The 15,861-nt window shown below is 49.8% G+C and carries 11 protein-coding genes; 7 read left to right on the top strand and 4 right to left on the bottom strand.

All coding sequences use genetic code 11. The features are described 5' to 3' along the window. The first annotated feature begins 69 nt into the window (after positions 1–69). On the top strand, positions 70–1,350 hold the full coding sequence (locus tag QZT18_RS11555) for a DUF1576 domain-containing protein (protein ID WP_294148160.1): 1,281 nt from the start codon (positions 70–72) through the stop codon (positions 1,348–1,350). A gap of 166 nt (positions 1,351–1,516) precedes the next feature. Here QZT18_RS11555 and QZT18_RS11550 read toward each other — a convergent pair whose 3' ends face one another. Then, positions 1,517–2,038, bottom strand: a complete 522-nt coding sequence (locus tag QZT18_RS11550; RefSeq protein WP_294148159.1) for a hypothetical protein — start codon at positions 2,036–2,038, stop codon at positions 1,517–1,519. A gap of 324 nt (positions 2,039–2,362) precedes the next feature. Between QZT18_RS11550 and QZT18_RS11545 the strand changes: the two genes are divergently transcribed. Both QZT18_RS11545 and QZT18_RS11540 read left to right on the top strand, forming a co-directional pair. Next, positions 2,363–5,287: an EAL domain-containing protein gene (locus QZT18_RS11545; RefSeq protein WP_294148158.1), complete on the top strand. Its 2,925-nt coding sequence runs from the start codon at positions 2,363–2,365 to the stop codon at positions 5,285–5,287. Positions 5,288–5,451: 164 nt separating this feature from the next. Further along, entirely contained in the window at positions 5,452–7,068 is a 1,617-nt protein-coding gene (locus QZT18_RS11540; RefSeq protein WP_366925861.1) for a potassium/proton antiporter, read from the top strand. Here the strand turns inward: QZT18_RS11540 and QZT18_RS11535 are convergent. Next, positions 7,029–8,393 carry an MATE family efflux transporter gene (locus QZT18_RS11535; protein ID WP_294148157.1) on the bottom strand — a complete coding sequence of 455 codons (1,365 nt, stop codon included), beginning with the start codon at positions 8,391–8,393 and terminating at the stop codon, positions 7,029–7,031. The genes QZT18_RS11540 and QZT18_RS11535 overlap by 40 nt on opposite strands. Positions 8,394–8,666: 273 nt before the next feature. On the opposite strand from QZT18_RS11535, the gene QZT18_RS11530 reads away from it, so the two are divergent. The 3 genes from QZT18_RS11530 to QZT18_RS11520 all read left to right on the top strand — a co-directional run bounded on the left by QZT18_RS11530 (position 8,667) and on the right by QZT18_RS11520 (position 11,329). Continuing rightward, positions 8,667–9,575, top strand: a complete 909-nt coding sequence (locus QZT18_RS11530) for a LysR family transcriptional regulator (protein WP_294148156.1) — start codon at positions 8,667–8,669, stop codon at positions 9,573–9,575. A gap of 89 nt (positions 9,576–9,664) precedes the next feature. Further along, positions 9,665–10,516 (top strand): AraC family transcriptional regulator, encoded by an 852-nt coding sequence (locus QZT18_RS11525; protein ID WP_294148155.1) that lies wholly within the window; start codon positions 9,665–9,667, stop codon positions 10,514–10,516. 513 nt (positions 10,517–11,029) lie between these two features. After that, on the top strand, positions 11,030–11,329 hold the full coding sequence (locus QZT18_RS11520; protein ID WP_294148154.1) for a hypothetical protein: 300 nt from the start codon (positions 11,030–11,032) through the stop codon (positions 11,327–11,329). A gap of 183 nt (positions 11,330–11,512) precedes the next feature. Here QZT18_RS11520 and gdhA read toward each other — a convergent pair whose 3' ends face one another. Further along, on the bottom strand, positions 11,513–12,847 hold the full coding sequence (gene gdhA / locus QZT18_RS11515) for an NADP-specific glutamate dehydrogenase (RefSeq protein WP_294148153.1): 1,335 nt from the start codon (positions 12,845–12,847) through the stop codon (positions 11,513–11,515). Positions 12,848–13,494: 647 nt separating this feature from the next. On the opposite strand from gdhA, the gene QZT18_RS11510 reads away from it, so the two are divergent. Further along, entirely contained in the window at positions 13,495–14,352 is an 858-nt protein-coding gene (locus QZT18_RS11510) for an oxaloacetate decarboxylase (protein ID WP_125141368.1), read from the top strand. Between the two features lie 207 nt (positions 14,353–14,559). Here QZT18_RS11510 and QZT18_RS11505 read toward each other — a convergent pair whose 3' ends face one another. Beyond that, positions 14,560–15,552 carry a hypothetical protein gene (locus tag QZT18_RS11505; RefSeq protein ID WP_294148152.1) on the bottom strand — a complete coding sequence of 331 codons (993 nt, stop codon included), beginning with the start codon at positions 15,550–15,552 and terminating at the stop codon, positions 14,560–14,562. Positions 15,553–15,861: the final 309 nt, after the last annotated feature.

Here is a 15,861-nt window from a genome sequence, read left to right as displayed (position 1 = left end):
TGCATACCCTTTTTTTGAAGGTGGTGAGGAGTGAAAATCACATCCGCACCATGGAAAGGCAGTGTATTTATGATCAAAATGAAATCTCTGACCAGGGAAAAGAAATTCTTTTTACTGGCTCTGATTCCAGCTTACTTCATTGTTGCAGGACTTTTACTTCAGCCGCTGGATGGAATTCTGGAGGGCGTATATACGATGATACGCGAACCGGATTTCCTGATTACGGACTATATCGCGGTGGGCGGCATCGGGGCGGCGTTTATCAATGCGGGCGCCCTCACATTAATCAGTATCGGATTTATCTATTATCTCGACATGGAGATGGATGGGCACACCATCACATCCAGTTGTCTGATGTTCGGCTTTTCACTGTTCGGTAAAAATCTGATGAATATCTGGACGATTCTTCTGGGAGTCCTTCTCTACGCCAAATATCATCGGGTCTCGCTTTCCAAATACATATATGTGGGAATCTACGGGACCAGTTTGTCACCGATTATCACGCAGATTATGCATATTGTGGATATGCCGGTCCTCGGCCGCCTCTGCCTGACAGTGGCTGTCGGAATCTCTATCGGCTTTGTACTGCCGCCTTTATCTACCCATGTTCATTATGCCCATAAGGGGTACTCACTTTATAATGTCGGCTTTGCCGCAGGCATCATTGCAACGGTGATTGTATCGGCCCTGAAGTCATTCGGTATTGAGACAAAGGAACGCCTCATCTGGTCGACGGGCAACAACCGCCTTTTTCTGGTTCTCTTAGGAGTCCTGTTCGGGGGAATGATACTGGGAGCCCTTCTGGTAGGAGGGGAAAAGGTGATACAGTCATACTGCCGGATTCTGAAAACCTCGGGGATATCGGGAACCGATTACCTGGCCGATGAGGGCGGGGCCGCGGTCACCCTGAACATGGGAATCAACGGAATTTTCGCCACCCTGTTTGTGCTGGCGGTGGGAAGTGATCTGAACGGACCGACCATAGGCGGTATTTTTACGATTGTCGGCTTCAGCGCGACGGGAAAACACCTGAGAAATATTTTTCCGATTATGGTGGGCGTCTGTCTGGCCAGCCTGACCCATGCATGGAGCATCAATGCTCCGTCCGCCATGCTGGCGCTGCTCTTTTCCACGACGCTTGCCCCGGTGGCAGGCGAATTCGGGGTTGTTGCCGGTCTGCTGGCCGGATTCTTACATGCGTCGGTAGCGATGAACGTCGGCATCGTGTACGGAGGAATGAATCTTTACAATAACGGGTTTGCCGGCGGTATCGTGGCAATCTTCATGGTACCCGTTATCCACTCGATTATGGACAGAAGGGCCAGGGCGGGAAGTGATATTTCCCTGTAACCGGGCCTTGCGCATAGATTGGATTCACGGCAAAAAGCGCGCATCGCGGACTTTTTCACGGTCAGTCCAAAACAGAAAAGGAGATAGGGAGCCGTTCCGGCATTCCATATCTCCTTTTCTGTTTGTAAAGATAACCTGCATTTACAGGTAAATAACGGCAGGCAGGTTAGAAATTAAACCCTGTGACGGAGAGAGAACCGTCCATCCGGTTGATAATGACGTTATTTTTATTTCCCATCACAATCCCGTTTCCATAGAGCTGCTGTTCCGACGGCTCCGCGATTCCAATCTCGTGCATCAGATTTCTTGTAAAGACCGAATCTCTGCCCAGAGCGATAAAATCTTCACGGGAGGCGACGGCACATGTCTGTCCGTCCTCCATGGTGATCCGGATTGGGAAATCACAGAGATCGGCCAGCGCTTCCAGATCCTGCTCCGAAACGGTATTCTGCACCTTTGTGGCGAACGCGGTAATCTCGGCGGACGGGGAACTTTTGAGTTCCTCCGCCTCCATGGATTCCATGAATGCCCGGAGGTCTAAAGAAACCGGGATTTCTTCTGGGTCTGTGTCCGTATATGATTCTGTACCGGCGGGGCCTGCGGCCAGAGTGGTGGTCCTGTATCCCGAAACGGCGACGGCCAGTACTGCGGCTGCGGCAATGCCGGTCGCCATAAATTTTCTTTTCATATCCATAATACCTCACTTGTGTAGCTTTCCAGTCTCAGTTCACAGCGCAATATAATGTGAACTGTAACTCTTTCCAAGGGTGAAGTATAGCACCGAACCCCAGCGAACACAAGGGCCTGGTGAATTTTTGGCACTTCGCTGAAAAGACGGTGAGATTCTGTGTTTAAAGTCTGAAATATAGCTAAACGGAAAAGAGGGGACCGGTAAAAGAATTTACCGGAATGAGTACAAATTCCGGCAGAAGTGTTATAATAGCAATAAGTAAAAACCTTTACTTTTCGGTAAAGGAAGCTGTAAAATGCATCTTAAGTGGGGAGTATTGGTATGATTAATTATATAAAGCGCTTCAGGCTGTTTATACTGTCGCTTGTGCTGGTTCTGGCATTTCCGCTGGCGGCGTCTGCCGGTTCCGATGCCTCCGACGGGGAGCAGGAGACGATGAAAGTCGGATATATCAACTATGAGGGATTCATTAAACCTGAGGGCGGAGGATATTTCAGCGGCTATGGGGTGGCCTTCCTGAGTAAAATATCGCAGTATACCGGATGGAACTATGAATACGATTATTATACGTGGGAAGACTGCCTGGATGCGCTGCAGAAGGGCGAGATAGACCTGGTCTGCTGCGCCCAGAAGAATCCTCAAAGGGCGGAACTGTTTGAGTTTGCGGGATATCCGATAGGACGGGAGAGCACGTTTGTCTATACGAGAAAAGGCAGCGATGATATCTACTATCAGGATTACGGTGCAATGGACGGCACGAAAGCCGCCGTGCTGAAGGGCTCCTATCAGAGCGAAGAGTTTGCCTCTTTTGCCCGGAAGAAGGGATTTTCCTATCAGGAACTGGACTGCAGCACGGTCGATGAGATCACGGCCGCGGTTAAAAGCGGGGCCGCGGATCTGGCGGTTCTGGGCAGCCTGTCGAGACAGACGGATCTAAGGATAGTGGAGAAATTGGACACGGCTCCTTTTTATATTATTACGACAAAGGGAAACAGCGCCGTGCTGAATGCGCTGAATGATGCACTCCGCAATATTTACTCAACGTCGCCTTACATAGTGGAAGAGCTTTACCATGAATATTACGGACATAACAGCGTGTCGGAGGAACCTCTGCTTACAAGAGAAGAAATGGACTACGTAAAAGAGGGGAAAACGCTCACAGTGGCCTGCATTGACGGCTTTTATCCGCTCTCCTACACCGATCGTGAGACAGGGGAGGCATCAGGAATCCTGCCGGATATTGCAAGAAAGATTGGGGAGATAAGCGGACTCAGGCTGGAGATGGTCCCGGAGCCGGTCGGCAGCCGCCCGGAAAACCTGATGGAGGGACACCAGGTCAATATTGTGAACGGAATTCTGTTCAGCCAGGAGAGGATACAGAAAGCGGGCGGGCAGCTTACGGAGATTCTGACCTCACAGCCGGCCCTGGCGGTTGTGAATTCGGGAGTCAATATTTACGAACTCGACAAGGCGGTGCTGGCGCTTCCGTATTCCTATGAGTCCGGCCACAGTCTCATACCGGCGGAGTTCAGCAATTTTGACATAATCTATAAAGAAAATATTGAGGACTGTTTTGCAGCGGTTAAGGACCATGAGGCCGACATTACGATACAGAATACCCATGTGGCGAACTATTTCCTGCAGAAAAGGGAATACGCGGGGCTGAAAGTGGCGGCAATGGAGTCTCTGGAAGAAAAGACCTGCATGATGATTTCCGAAGGCGCGGACCGCAGGCTGATCAGTATACTGAATAAATCCATCAGCTGCCTGGACGACAACACAATCAACCAGATTATTATGGTACACACGGTGGCTCACCCCTATCACGAGACGCTGACCGATACGATGTACTATTACAGAGGCAGAATCATTCTGATTTCCCTGCTCGTGGCGGCAGTCATTATCCTGCTGGCTCTTTTATACCGCAAGCATATGAATATCAGAATGGAACTGAAGGAAAAGGAAGCATACCGGATTATAGCCGAGACGGACGAGATGACGGGAATGTATAACCGCAAGGCCTTTTATGAGAAGGCGGTCCGGTACATGGAGGCCGCGCCCGGGCGGAGCTACCAGATCCTTTTCTTCAATGTAGAGAGTTTTAAGGTAATTAATGATCTGTTCGGGGTAGAAGCGGGGGACAAGCTCCTCTTTTTCCTGGCAGGCATTATTAAAGAGTGGACGGCGGGACTCGGAGGCGTCTGCTCACGGTTTGAGGCGGATCACTTTGTCGTATGCATTGAAGGAGACGATGAGTCTGCGCCGGAGATCACGGAAAAGATTAGAAAAGAGCTGGAGGCCTATCCGATCGACATGGTTGTCGATGTCTCCTGCGGTGTGTATCACGTGCACAGTCTGGACAAGAGCATTAATATCATGTGTGACAGGGCCCACCTCGCGGTGAACAGCATAAAGGGAAACTATGCGCGCCACGTTGCCGTCTACGACGATTCCCACAGGGAGACACTAATCCACTCACAGCTTATCGTGAGCGAGATGAATGCGGCTTTGACGGAAAAGCAGTTTAAGGTCTACCTGCAGCCAAAATATAATATGAACACGGAAAAAATAATCGGCGCCGAGGCTCTGGTCCGTTGGGCGCACCCGGAGAGGGGGATCATCCCTCCCTCGGATTTTATTCCTATTTTTGAGCACAACGGTTTTATCGGACAGCTTGATACCTACATGTTCGAGGAGACTTGCAAACTGTTAAGAAAATGGCTGGACGAAGGGAGAGAGGCGGTACCCGTCTCCGTCAATCTTTCCAGAGTCGGCTTTTATAATCCAAAGCTGAGTGATAATCTGTACCGGATTGCGGAACAATACCGGATACCGCTTGATTTGATCGAACTGGAGGTGACGGAATCGGCATATGTATCCGACTCCAGAACGGTTCATGAGCATATCCAGAAGCTGAGGGAACGGGGATTCAAGATTTTGATGGATGATTTTGGAAGCGGTTATTCATCCCTCAATATGCTGAAAGAGGCGCCCGTCGATCAGATTAAACTGGACATGAAATTTTTAAGCGCATCCGATCCTTACGGCCGGGCCGAGACAATCCTCCACATGGTGATTGCCATGGGAGAAGCGCTCTCCATACCGGTACTCGCGGAGGGCGTCGAGACAAAGAGCCAGGTTGAAATGCTCAAAAGTTACTCCTGCTGTCTGGCCCAGGGATATTATTATGCCAGGCCGCTGACGGTGGAAAAATTTGAAGAACTTTTAGGAGCCCAGGAGGAATAACCGGGGTCTTAAGCTGCGGTCCGGCCCTGCTGCAAAAAGGCGGCATGACCGGACTAATACGTTCTTAACACTATCTGAACGCGATTTTATTGGTATTTTATTGCTAAAATGTTGTAAACTATAATAAAATCGCGTTAGAGGGAGTTGATATTATTACACTTACATTGTCACTGTTTATTACATCTGTTGTAATCTTCATCTGCATTCTCAGCAGTAAAATCTCAGGCCGGATCGGCGTACCTACTCTGTTTGTTTTTATTGTGCTGGGGATGTTGTTCGGGTCGGACGGAGTCTTTAAGATACCATTTGACAATTACGTATTTGCGGAACAGATCTGTTCCGTTGCCCTTATTTTCATCATGTTCTACGGCGGATTCGGCACCAGATGGAGCGAGGCAAGACCGGTGGCGTTTAAGTCCATTCTGCTTTCATCGGTCGGAGTGGTACTTACGGCCGTGCTGACGGGACTTTTCTGCTACTTTGTCCTGCGTGTGGATTTTCTGGAGGGAATGCTGATTGGTTCTGTACTTGGTTCCACCGATGCCGCCTCCGTATTCTCCATCCTGAGATCCAGAAAACTCAACCTGAAATACGGTTCCGCCTCCATGCTGGAGCTGGAAAGCGGAAGCAACGACCCGTTTTCTTATATGATGACGATAATCATTCTTTCCGCCATGTCGGGCTCGGCAAGCGGTATTGAGATTGTGGGAATGCTGGTGAGCCAGTTGTTCTTCGGCCTGCTGATCGGCGCGGCCGTGGCTTTCATTGCATCGCGTTTCCTGAACCGGTATCAGTTTTACGGCGAGGGCTTTGACACGATATTTGTCTTTGCCGTCGCAATTATTTCTTATGCCCTCTCCTCGCTTCTGGGAGGAAACGGCTACCTGAGCACATATCTGACCGGAATTATTCTGGGAAACCAGGCGCTTAAAAACCAGAAAACGCTGGTAAGCTTTTTCGATGCCTGTACCGGTCTCATGCAGATCCTGCTTTTTTTCCTTCTGGGACTTCTGGCATTTCCTTCCCGGATGCCGGCTATTATTTTACCGGCGGCGGTAATCGCGGTCTTTTTGACCTTTGTCGCACGCCCCGCGGCGGTGGGACTTTTGCTGGCCCCGTTTAAAACGCCGCTCAACCAGTATCTCGTTGTCTCATGGGCAGGACTCCGCGGAGCGGCGTCCATCGTGTTCGCCATCATGGTGATGGTGAGCGGCAGTAATATCAGTATCGACGTATTCCACATCGTGTTCTGCGTGGTTCTGTTCTCCATCATCTTTCAGGGTTCCCTGCTTCCGGTTCTGGCGAAGAAGTGCGACATGATAGATGAGAATGCCGATGTTATGAAAACATTTACCGACTATACGGAAAATACCCAGATTCAGTTTATCCAGCTTCCGATTGGGGCGGATCATCCGTGGGTGGATCAGAAGATACGCGATATTAATCTCCATCCGGGAACGCTGATCGCCGTCATCAAGAGAGGGGAGCAGGTGGTGGTCCCCAAGGGCAATACGCAGATACTTGCAGGTGATACGGTCATTCTCGGCGCGGAAGGCTTTTCCGACAACCGTGAGATCCTTCTGAAAGAGATTCGGATTACCCCGGAACACCGTTGGTGCAATAAAAAGGTATCCGAAGCTAAATTCTATAAAAATACGATTATTGTTATGATTAAGCGCGGGGATCAGGTTATTATTCCGGCAGGCAATACCGGGATTCAGGATCAGGATCTCGTGGTGGTTTATTCACAGCGTCTTCCGGCGGAAGCGGTGATTGACTGACGTTTGCGGTAACACGCCAGATAAAGAACGGTCTGGCACAGCACCAGTGCGGCCCAGCCGGTTCCGGTGGCGGCGGCTACGGCGGTGAGTCCCAGTTCCCGGATGAAAAGCCGGGAGATGACGACCCGGATAGAGATGTGGAATACGACGCTGACGGCCGATACGCCCACCTTTCCGATACCGTTAAAAAAGCCCACATAGGCGGCGCCGATATAATTAAAGAGATAGAAGAGGGAGATGACTGCCATGTAGCGCACTCCCTCTTTTATTACGATCGGGTTATCCGTGCCGGAGATAAAGGAGACACTCATACTAGCGGTTATGTACATGGCAAAGGACAGGGAGATTCCCATGGCGGCCAGCAGCAGAAATCCCTTATGGAATCCTTTTCTGACACGGTCCCGGTTTCCTGCCCCCGTGTTTTGGGCAATAAAGACCGAGAGGGCCTCCGTGCCGCTGTCGCCGAAGGAGTTGGCAAAACCTTCCGCCTTTGTCGTGGCTGTGTAGGCGGAAATCATTTCCGTACCCATGGAGTTGACCGTTCCCTGCACCAGAAGCTTTCCCAGATACAGGCTGGCTTGCTGAAGCGCGGACACAAAGCAGTAGCGCAGAGTCCTGAGAAAGAGCCCGCGGCTGAAATGCATGTCTTTTTTCCGGAAGAGCAGGGAGGGGTAACTTTTTACAAGATAAATAATTCCGAGAATGGCGGACAGGATCTGGGCGAGTATTGTCGCGGCCGCGGCTCCCGCTATCCCCATGCCGAAGTTTCTGATAAAAAGCAGATCCATGGCAAAGTTCAGTATGATGGCAGAGATTAGAATCAAAAGGGCGGCTACCGTATTGCCGATGGAGCGTAGGATAGCCGAGCAGAGATTGTAAAAAAAGACGGGTACCAGACCGGCAAATATAATCTTAAGGTAGACGGCCGCCTGCGCGGCCACTTCCGGGGGAGTCTGAAGGAACCGGAGGATGGACCCGACGCTGCAAAAAGCCAGGACGCTGATACCCAGGACGCCGATGCTGCCCAGGGTAAATGCCATGAACACCTCGCTCCGGAACTCGGAATCGTTTCCCTCACCATAATACTGGGCCAGAATGATGGCAATGCCCGAACAGCAGCCGCTGATCACAAAAATAAAGAGATTCATAATGGTTCCCGATACCCCGATGGCCGCAAAGGCCTCTAATCCGGCATATTTGCCGATTACGACGGCGTCGATGGTATTATAAAGCTGCTGGAATATATTGCCTATGATTAATGGTCCCATCAGGAACAGGAGGGAGGAGCAGATGCCGCTGTGGAGTAAGTCTTTTTCTCTTTGCATTAATTAGTTACCTGCTTTCTGCAATTAGGCTGAGATGTGATGCAAGGACACTACCGGCGGGGCAGAAAAGGGAAGGGAGCAGCCCCGGCCGGTATGATGATATTATAAGTTAGGCGGCCTATATTGTAAAATTCTGAATATCGTCTTATAATATAAACTATTAGTTATATTTTGAACTTTTGAACGTATTTTAGGCGGCCATCACAGAAGCGGCCATCACAGAAGCAGCCGTTATAAGGGCTGCTGCGGTGGGCGGCCACGGAGGAGGAGAATATGACGGAACTGGAGATTAGGGCATTTCTCACGGCTCTGCAGTCGGGCAGCATCACATCGGCTGCGGGAAAACTTTATGTGACCCAGCCGGCTCTCAGCAAGCGGATTCAGGCGTTGGAGAATGAGCTGGGGTACAGGCTTATCAAAAGGGGGAAGGGACAGAGGACGATTGAGCTGACCGAGAAAGGAGAGGCATTTGTGCCGGTCGCGGAGCGGTATCTGGAGCTGTGGAAGGAGGCCAGGGAGATTGACCGGATGGATCAGGCCGGAACACTGAGGGTTTCGGCTGTGAGCAGTATCAGCACATATCTGTTTCCCACCGTCTGTTCCTGTTTTATGGAAGAAAACCCGGAATATCTGCTGAACTTTTCCAATTATCATTCCCTGGAGGCATATGGGCATGTGGCGGAAGGGCAGATTGATCTGGCCCTGATCTCAGACGATATGGAGGTAAGGGGAGTGGAGACGGTCCCTCTCTTTGAGGAGGACATGCTGTTGGCCCTGGGGCCTGGGGCACGCTATGTGGAGGCGGTTCATCCCTCGCAGCTCAATGGATCCGATGAAATTCGGCTGCCCTGGAGCCCGGAATACGATTTGTGGCATGATTTCCGGTTTAAGTCTTCTGCGTGTGCCAGGATGGTGCTTGACCAGATGTCGCTTATGGAGTATTTTCTCGAATTCAGGGATGTCTGGGCCATTGTGCCGGCTACGGCCGCGCTGAAACTGAGAGAAAAACTGGGCATTGAAATCCGGTCCCTGGAAGATGGCCCTCCGGCCCAGATCATTTACTATCTGAAAAGAAAAACGGACCGGAACGGGGCCGCAGAAAAGTTTCTGGCGGTTATGGAGCGGGAGTTGGAACGGATTGAGGCGGTGAGCCGTCATGTCAGGCGGGCCACGGTCCGGTAACCTCTCTTTTTTGTGCATGGAAAGAGAGGAAAAGAACAGGAAAAACGGATAGAATCTCGTTAAAGAGCAAAGAGCAGGAGGAAAAAAAGATGGAGTGGATAGAACGCCTGAATAAAGCAATGAATTACATCGAAGAGCACATTGCGGAGGAAATTGATTATGGACAGCTTGCGAAGATTGCCTGCTGTTCCACCTATCATTTTCAAAGGATGTTCGGGTATATGGCGGGAGTGTCCCTGTCGGAGTATGTCCGCCGCAGGAGGATGTCCCTGGCAGCGGTGGAACTGCAGGGAAGCGATGAAAAAATCATAGACATAGCGCTGAAATACGGCTATTCTTCCCCGACCGCTTTTAACAGGGCATTCCAGGGCGTTCAGGGAATCGCGCCCTCGGCAGTCCGCAAAGGGGGAACGCCGCTCAAATCTTTTCCGCCGCTCAGCTTTAAAATCACGATTAAAGGAGTGGAAGAGATGAATTACAGAATCGAAGAAAAAGAAGCATTCCGTATTATTGGGGTATCCGGTTCCATGAGCAAAGACATTGAGGAGAATTTCGCAGTCGTTCCCGGTATGTGGCAGAAGGCGGCTATGGACGGCACGGTGCAGAAGCTGGCAGCAATGATGGACGGCATTCCCATGGGGCTTTTGGGCGTGAGCGCCTGCTATGATGAGGAAGACTGGAAGTACTTTATTGCTGTTGCAAGTTCCCACCCGGTAGAGGGTACTTCGTTTGAAGAGTTCACGGTACCGGCGGCCACCTGGGCAATATTTGGCGGCTCGGGAACCAACCGCTCCATTCAGGAGCTGGAACAGCGCATCGTGACGGAATGGCTGCCTTCGTCCGGATATGAGTACGGCAGCGCCCCGGATATCGAGGTCTACCTCAACCCGGATCCGGCGAATGCGCAGTTTGAAGTCTGGATTCCGGTTGTGAAGAAATAGATGCAGGGCAGGAGAGCATGCATGCCGCGTATGGGAAAGTCATAAAAACAGTAATGAAAATCTAGTATGAATAAAATTAGTAATGGACGGATTAGTAATTTGTAACAAAGTAAATGGAAGAGATAAGCAGTATGCAGAACTCCAAGTATCGGTATAAAAAAACAGGACACCGGATATTTTTATTATCTGGTGTCCTGTTGGCATCTGTTTGGGCTGGAATTCAATTTAAGTCTCTTCCCATACATGGCATTGCGGAGAACACCAGCCAACTGCAAAATCCATAATATCTGCGGCACAATCCCGGTAAAAGGCAGTCTTCCAAAGAGGAACGTTGCTGAACGGGATAAGAGCCATATGGTTCGCTATTCCGGGTATCCTTAAATCGATTAGAATATTGTAAACAAAGCTTAATGACTTACATACTATCCTCCCGTCACTGTTTATTTTATAATTAGGACGGAGAGCCGTTCTTTCGCAGCAATAAAACAATTTGGAATTTACGGGAGAACCCATATGAAACAATCGGAGAACCATGAGACAAAGAACGAAGAAGCAAAAAGCAGTAAACCAATGAGCGGTGAATTCATGGACACAGAATTAGAAAGTGCTGATCAGGAAAGCACAGAAGATAAAAGCGCTCAGAATAAACATATGTCGGCCGGTATATCTACAGGCCTGTGCCTGGGAGTTGTTTTTGGCATTATTTTTCATAATCTTGCGCTCGGCATTGCAATCGGTTTATGTTTTGGAACCGCCTACGGAACTTCTACGGGAAAGAAAAAAGAGAACCGGGATAATAGTGAAGATAAATAAGCATTTAAATTCAATAAACGAAGCAGGGATATTGCAAAAGTAGATGAAAAACCTACTGGAGCAGTATCCCTTTTTAGGTATAAATAAATAGAAAACGGCCTCCCTCCCCGGCACAAAATCAGAATGATTTCATACCGGGGAGGGAGGCTCTTTTTCTGTATCCATGATACAGATCAGCATTATTTATACAAATCCCTGAGCCATCATAGCGTTGGCGATTTTTTCAAAGCTGGCGATATTAGCGCCGACTACATAGTTACCGGCCTCACCGTAGCGTTTTGCGGCATCGGCCACCTTGGTATAGATTCCGGCCATGATGCTGTGGAGTTTTTCGTCCACCTCCTGGAAGGACCAGCTCATGCGGAGGCTGTTCTGGCTCATCTCTAGGGCGGAGGTTGCAACGCCGCCCGCATTGGCCGCCTTGCCCGGCATGAACAGAATGGAGTTGGAAAGGAAGAATTCAGTCGCCTCCATATCGGAAGGCATGTTGGCGCCCTCGGCCACGGCGATACAGCCGTTTGCCTTCAGACGTTTAGCGTCTTCCAGGTTCAGCTCGTTCTGGGTTGCGCATGGAAGGGCAATATCACAGGGAATGGACCAGATTCCTTTCCCTTCCGTATATACGGAGCCCGGAACCTCATCCGCGTACTCTTTGATGCGTCCGCGGCGCACTTCTTTAATCTCTTTTACCACATCCAGCTTAATTCCGTCCTTATCATAAATATAACCGTTGGAATCGCTCATGGCGACTACTTTTGCGCCGAGCTGCACCGCTTTTTCCACCGTGTAAATGGCAACGTTGCCGGAACCGGAGACAATGGCGGTTTTACCCTCCAGACTTTCCCCATGGCTCTTTAACATTTCTTCCAGTATGTAGACAAGGCCGTAGCCGGTCGCCTGGGTACGCACAAGGGAACCGCCGAATGTCAGTCCTTTTCCGGTCAGGACACCCTCATAAAGACCGGTCAGCCTCTTATACTGGCCGTACATGTAGCCCAGCTCCCTGCCGCCGACACCAATATCACCGGCCGGCACATCCTGATCGGCGCCGATATGTTTATAAAGCTCCGTCATAAAGCTCTGGCAGAATACCATCACCTCATGAGCCGATTTGCCTTTTGGATCAAAGTCGGAACCACCCTTGCCGCCGCCGATTGGAAGACCGGTCAGGGCGTTCTTAAATGTCTGCTCAAAACCCAGGAACTTGAGAATACCCTGATTTACAGACGGATGGAAGCGGAGTCCTCCTTTATAAGGCCCGATCGCATTGTTAAACTGCAGGCGGTATCCTTTATTGATGCGCGCCCGGCCCTGGTCATCCACCCAGGGTACACGGAAGGAGATAATCCGCTCCGGCTCGACAAGGCGTTCCAGCAGGGCTGTCTCACGGTACTGCTTTTCATTTGCTTCAATAACAGGTCTGAGAGAATCCAGTACCTCTTTGACCGCCTGATGGAACTCTTCCTCACCAGGATTTTCTTTGACTGTTTTGCTGTAGATTTCATCAACGTACGACATAGATTTTTCCTCCTCACATAAACTTTTACACATCCCACAGCCGTCCCCGCCGCTGTCAGAAACCTGGAAAAATTCCAAATTTAAGAAACGGCCGGCTGCATGGACCCTCGTATTTGTGTAATGCTCAGCATTGTAGCATGGTAGCATGGTAAAGTCAAGAAGAGTATTTAGATTATTCGCGCATTTTTTGGATTACAATGATAATAAAGAAGAATAAACAAAATATATTGTACTATTTATATAGTTATCTATCTTCTGGGCGGCAAAAAATTGTAAAAATGCCACAAAACGTTGATAAAGCTTCATAGAACGGTAACTATCCAGTACCTTCACAGTTACCGTTTCACGTTGCACAGAAACAGTGAAAAACGCTGTTTCGCGCTGGTAAACTCGGAATTTTCATGCAAAAACGCATGAAAACACCCCGCGGAAGACCACCTTCCGAATAGTTACATAGAACCACTCTATCAAACCGATATAAAACAGGTATTAGACTTTGGTGAGGCGGAGGCGATATAATAAAAACAATTTAAAACACCGGTAATACCAGCCGGACGGAGCAAAACCAGCAGTGTGATTCAGTGTAAGTGAAAATTGAAGAGAGTGCCGGAAAACAATGTTAAAGAGAGAAGAAAGAGGGGTTTTTTATGGGAAAACAGAGTAAAAAAATACGTAAACTTCTTGCGGAACGCGATTACCTGATCGCGCCATGTGCCTATGATGCACTGAGTGCGAGGGCGATCCAGGCTTCCGGGTTCTCCATCGCCGGCACGACCGGATATGGAATGCACGGAGTAGTGCTGGGACAGCCGGACACGGGCCTCCTGGCCCTGAATGAAACGGTTTCCATTCTCAGTAAGATGGTTGATGCGGTCGATATCCCGATCCTCGCCGATGCGGAGGGCGGTTACGGAAGCGCCTTAAACGTAATCCGTGCGGTAAAGGAATATGAGAAGACAGGCGTTGCCGGACTGTTTATTGAAGATCAGAAGCAGCCGCCGAACTGTCCGTTTATCAAAGCCCCCGAATTAATCAGTACCGACGAAATGGTTGGAAAAATTGAGGCGGCAGTTGCAACACGCGAAGATCCGGATATGGTGATTATTGCCCGGACCGATGCGCCTTTTGAAGAAGCAATTGAAAGAGCCAATGCATATATGGCAGCAGGAGCCGACATGGTTAAAATCCTGCCTAAGACAAGGCAGGAACTGGAAGCACTCCCGCCGCGAGTTAATGGTCCGATCCATCTTGGCCTCTATGCCAATAAAGGAATCAATGACGGCATGACAGCCGCCGACTGCGGAAAACTTGGATACAAGATTATCACATTCCCCGTCAGCTGCCTGTTTGCGCAGACTGCGTCCGTTCTATCACTCTTAAAGTATATCAAAGAAAATGAGACGGATGAAGGCTACAACGGAGAGTTTATGGCATTTGCCGACTATCTGAAATTTATTGGAGCCGATTACTACAAAGAGCTGGTCGATAAATATCTGAGAGATTAAGATTCAGAGAACAGCCACACCAGAGCAGATTCGATATCCCTGCTTATCATAATCCCCAAAAAGCTGCCGGAGGAAATGTGCATTCCGGAAAGCAGCTTTGCGGCAGGCGTATCTTATTTGATATAATTCCCCCTAAAGAAGCCGGCCCCGGCAGAATTGTTTAATTCTGCCGGGGCTGTGCTTATTTAGGGGGCTTTGCCGGGACAATCAGTACCGGAACCGGAACGGCCCGTATGTCTTTGTGCCGATGGAAGTCTTTTCTTCCAGTAAGTCAAAGAATTCCGCCTGGATATTCAGTTCAAACTGCGAGGGGCCGGAGCCGTCGGAACGGAATCCCAGCTCAGGAAAATAAGTGAGGGTGGCGGTCTTACCGTCGGGCAGGGATACCTCGCTGTATTTGTTGGGACCGATGACGGCCTTCAGTGAGCCGCCGTACATCATGCCCAGAGGCGCTTTTAATTCCAGATAATGCCCGGAATAATTCTCCACCCGGAGCAGAAATAACTTCCCGGCATTCCTGCTGTTGATTTCTTCCGTCACTGCATAAATTTTGATTCCGTCCCCGTCAAGGAGGCAGGAGCCTGCGAAAGGAACCACGGGCTCATCAGAGCGCGTGGAATCAGTCTCCAGCGTATATTTTTCACTCAGCAAACGGGTAGAACTTCCGCCGGATTCACCGATACGGACAAACAGTGAATTTTCAATCGTACTGATATACCGGATACCGCTTCCGGCCAGGGAAGATGGGGTCAGGGTGACGAGAGCGGGAGACTGTGTTTCACCTTTGGGAATGTCCAGCATCTCACTGCCTCCGCCCACCTGCTGACCATTTACATAACATCCCAAAGAAGAAGTCATGAGATGAACATTCTGCGAAGAACGGTTTTCCACACGGAAGATGACGGACACCTTGTAAGAGGAGTCGAAGGTATCCTCCGTAATCTCCAGATGATCGGCAGTGATCCGCAATCCGTCCGTGTCCACGATCACTTTCTTTTGCAGCGAAACACCGTCAATAAAAGATTCCGGTGACGGGTCGTTTATGTTAGCCGCGGCGGATGGGAAAGAGCAGAAAAGAGTAAATACAAAAATAAACAGAAACAGGGGAAGGGATGTAAACGACGTCACAGTTCCCGGTACGATTGCAGCACTTGCCGTGCGCAGCCGTCCCGGCTTTCGGATACAGGTCCTCATTTTCATAGATTCAGCCTCCTGACAAGGGGATGCGGTTAAAAACCGGCCTTAAAATAAGAACGGTTCAGGGTATGTGGAGCGCAGAAGTATTTATTAATTTCATTATATCAGAACGCGGGAAGACGTTCAATATACCCTTTAATTGAGAAATGAGAACGCGCCGGAACGGTCGGGGGCGGGATGGTGAGAGGAAGGTTGTGAGTCTTCAGCCCCGCCGATCCCCTGCCCAGGGAAGGAGGGAGAAAACTTTCCGAAGGGGACCTTGGAATCCGCCGGTGCTTGCTGAGGTTTTACACGAAGCTAGCACTCGCTGCG

It is taken from the genome of uncultured Clostridium sp. (assembly GCF_900547735.1).
Lineage (GTDB): Bacteria > Bacillota > Clostridia > Lachnospirales > Lachnospiraceae > Otoolea.
This window is presented reverse-complemented; position numbering and strand designations above follow the sequence as displayed.

Bases quoted from the DNA above. Each gene is read 5' to 3' on its own strand.
- QZT18_RS11555 (WP_294148160.1), top strand. From the start codon at position 70: ATGATCAAAATGAAATCTCTGACCAGGGAAAAGAAATTCTTTTTACTG.
- QZT18_RS11550 (WP_294148159.1), bottom strand. From the start codon at position 2,038: ATGAAAAGAAAATTTATGGCGACCGGCATTGCCGCAGCCGCAGTACTG.
- QZT18_RS11545 (WP_294148158.1), top strand. From the start codon at position 2,363: ATGATTAATTATATAAAGCGCTTCAGGCTGTTTATACTGTCGCTTGTG.
- QZT18_RS11535 (WP_294148157.1), bottom strand. From the start codon at position 8,393: ATGCAAAGAGAAAAAGACTTACTCCACAGCGGCATCTGCTCCTCCCTC.
- QZT18_RS11530 (WP_294148156.1), top strand. From the start codon at position 8,667: ATGACGGAACTGGAGATTAGGGCATTTCTCACGGCTCTGCAGTCGGGC.
- QZT18_RS11525 (WP_294148155.1), top strand. From the start codon at position 9,665: ATGGAGTGGATAGAACGCCTGAATAAAGCAATGAATTACATCGAAGAG.
- QZT18_RS11520 (WP_294148154.1), top strand. From the start codon at position 11,030: ATGAAACAATCGGAGAACCATGAGACAAAGAACGAAGAAGCAAAAAGC.
- gdhA (WP_294148153.1), bottom strand. From the start codon at position 12,847: ATGTCGTACGTTGATGAAATCTACAGCAAAACAGTCAAAGAAAATCCT.
- QZT18_RS11510 (WP_125141368.1), top strand. From the start codon at position 13,495: ATGGGAAAACAGAGTAAAAAAATACGTAAACTTCTTGCGGAACGCGAT.
- QZT18_RS11505 (WP_294148152.1), bottom strand. From the start codon at position 15,552: ATGAAAATGAGGACCTGTATCCGAAAGCCGGGACGGCTGCGCACGGCA.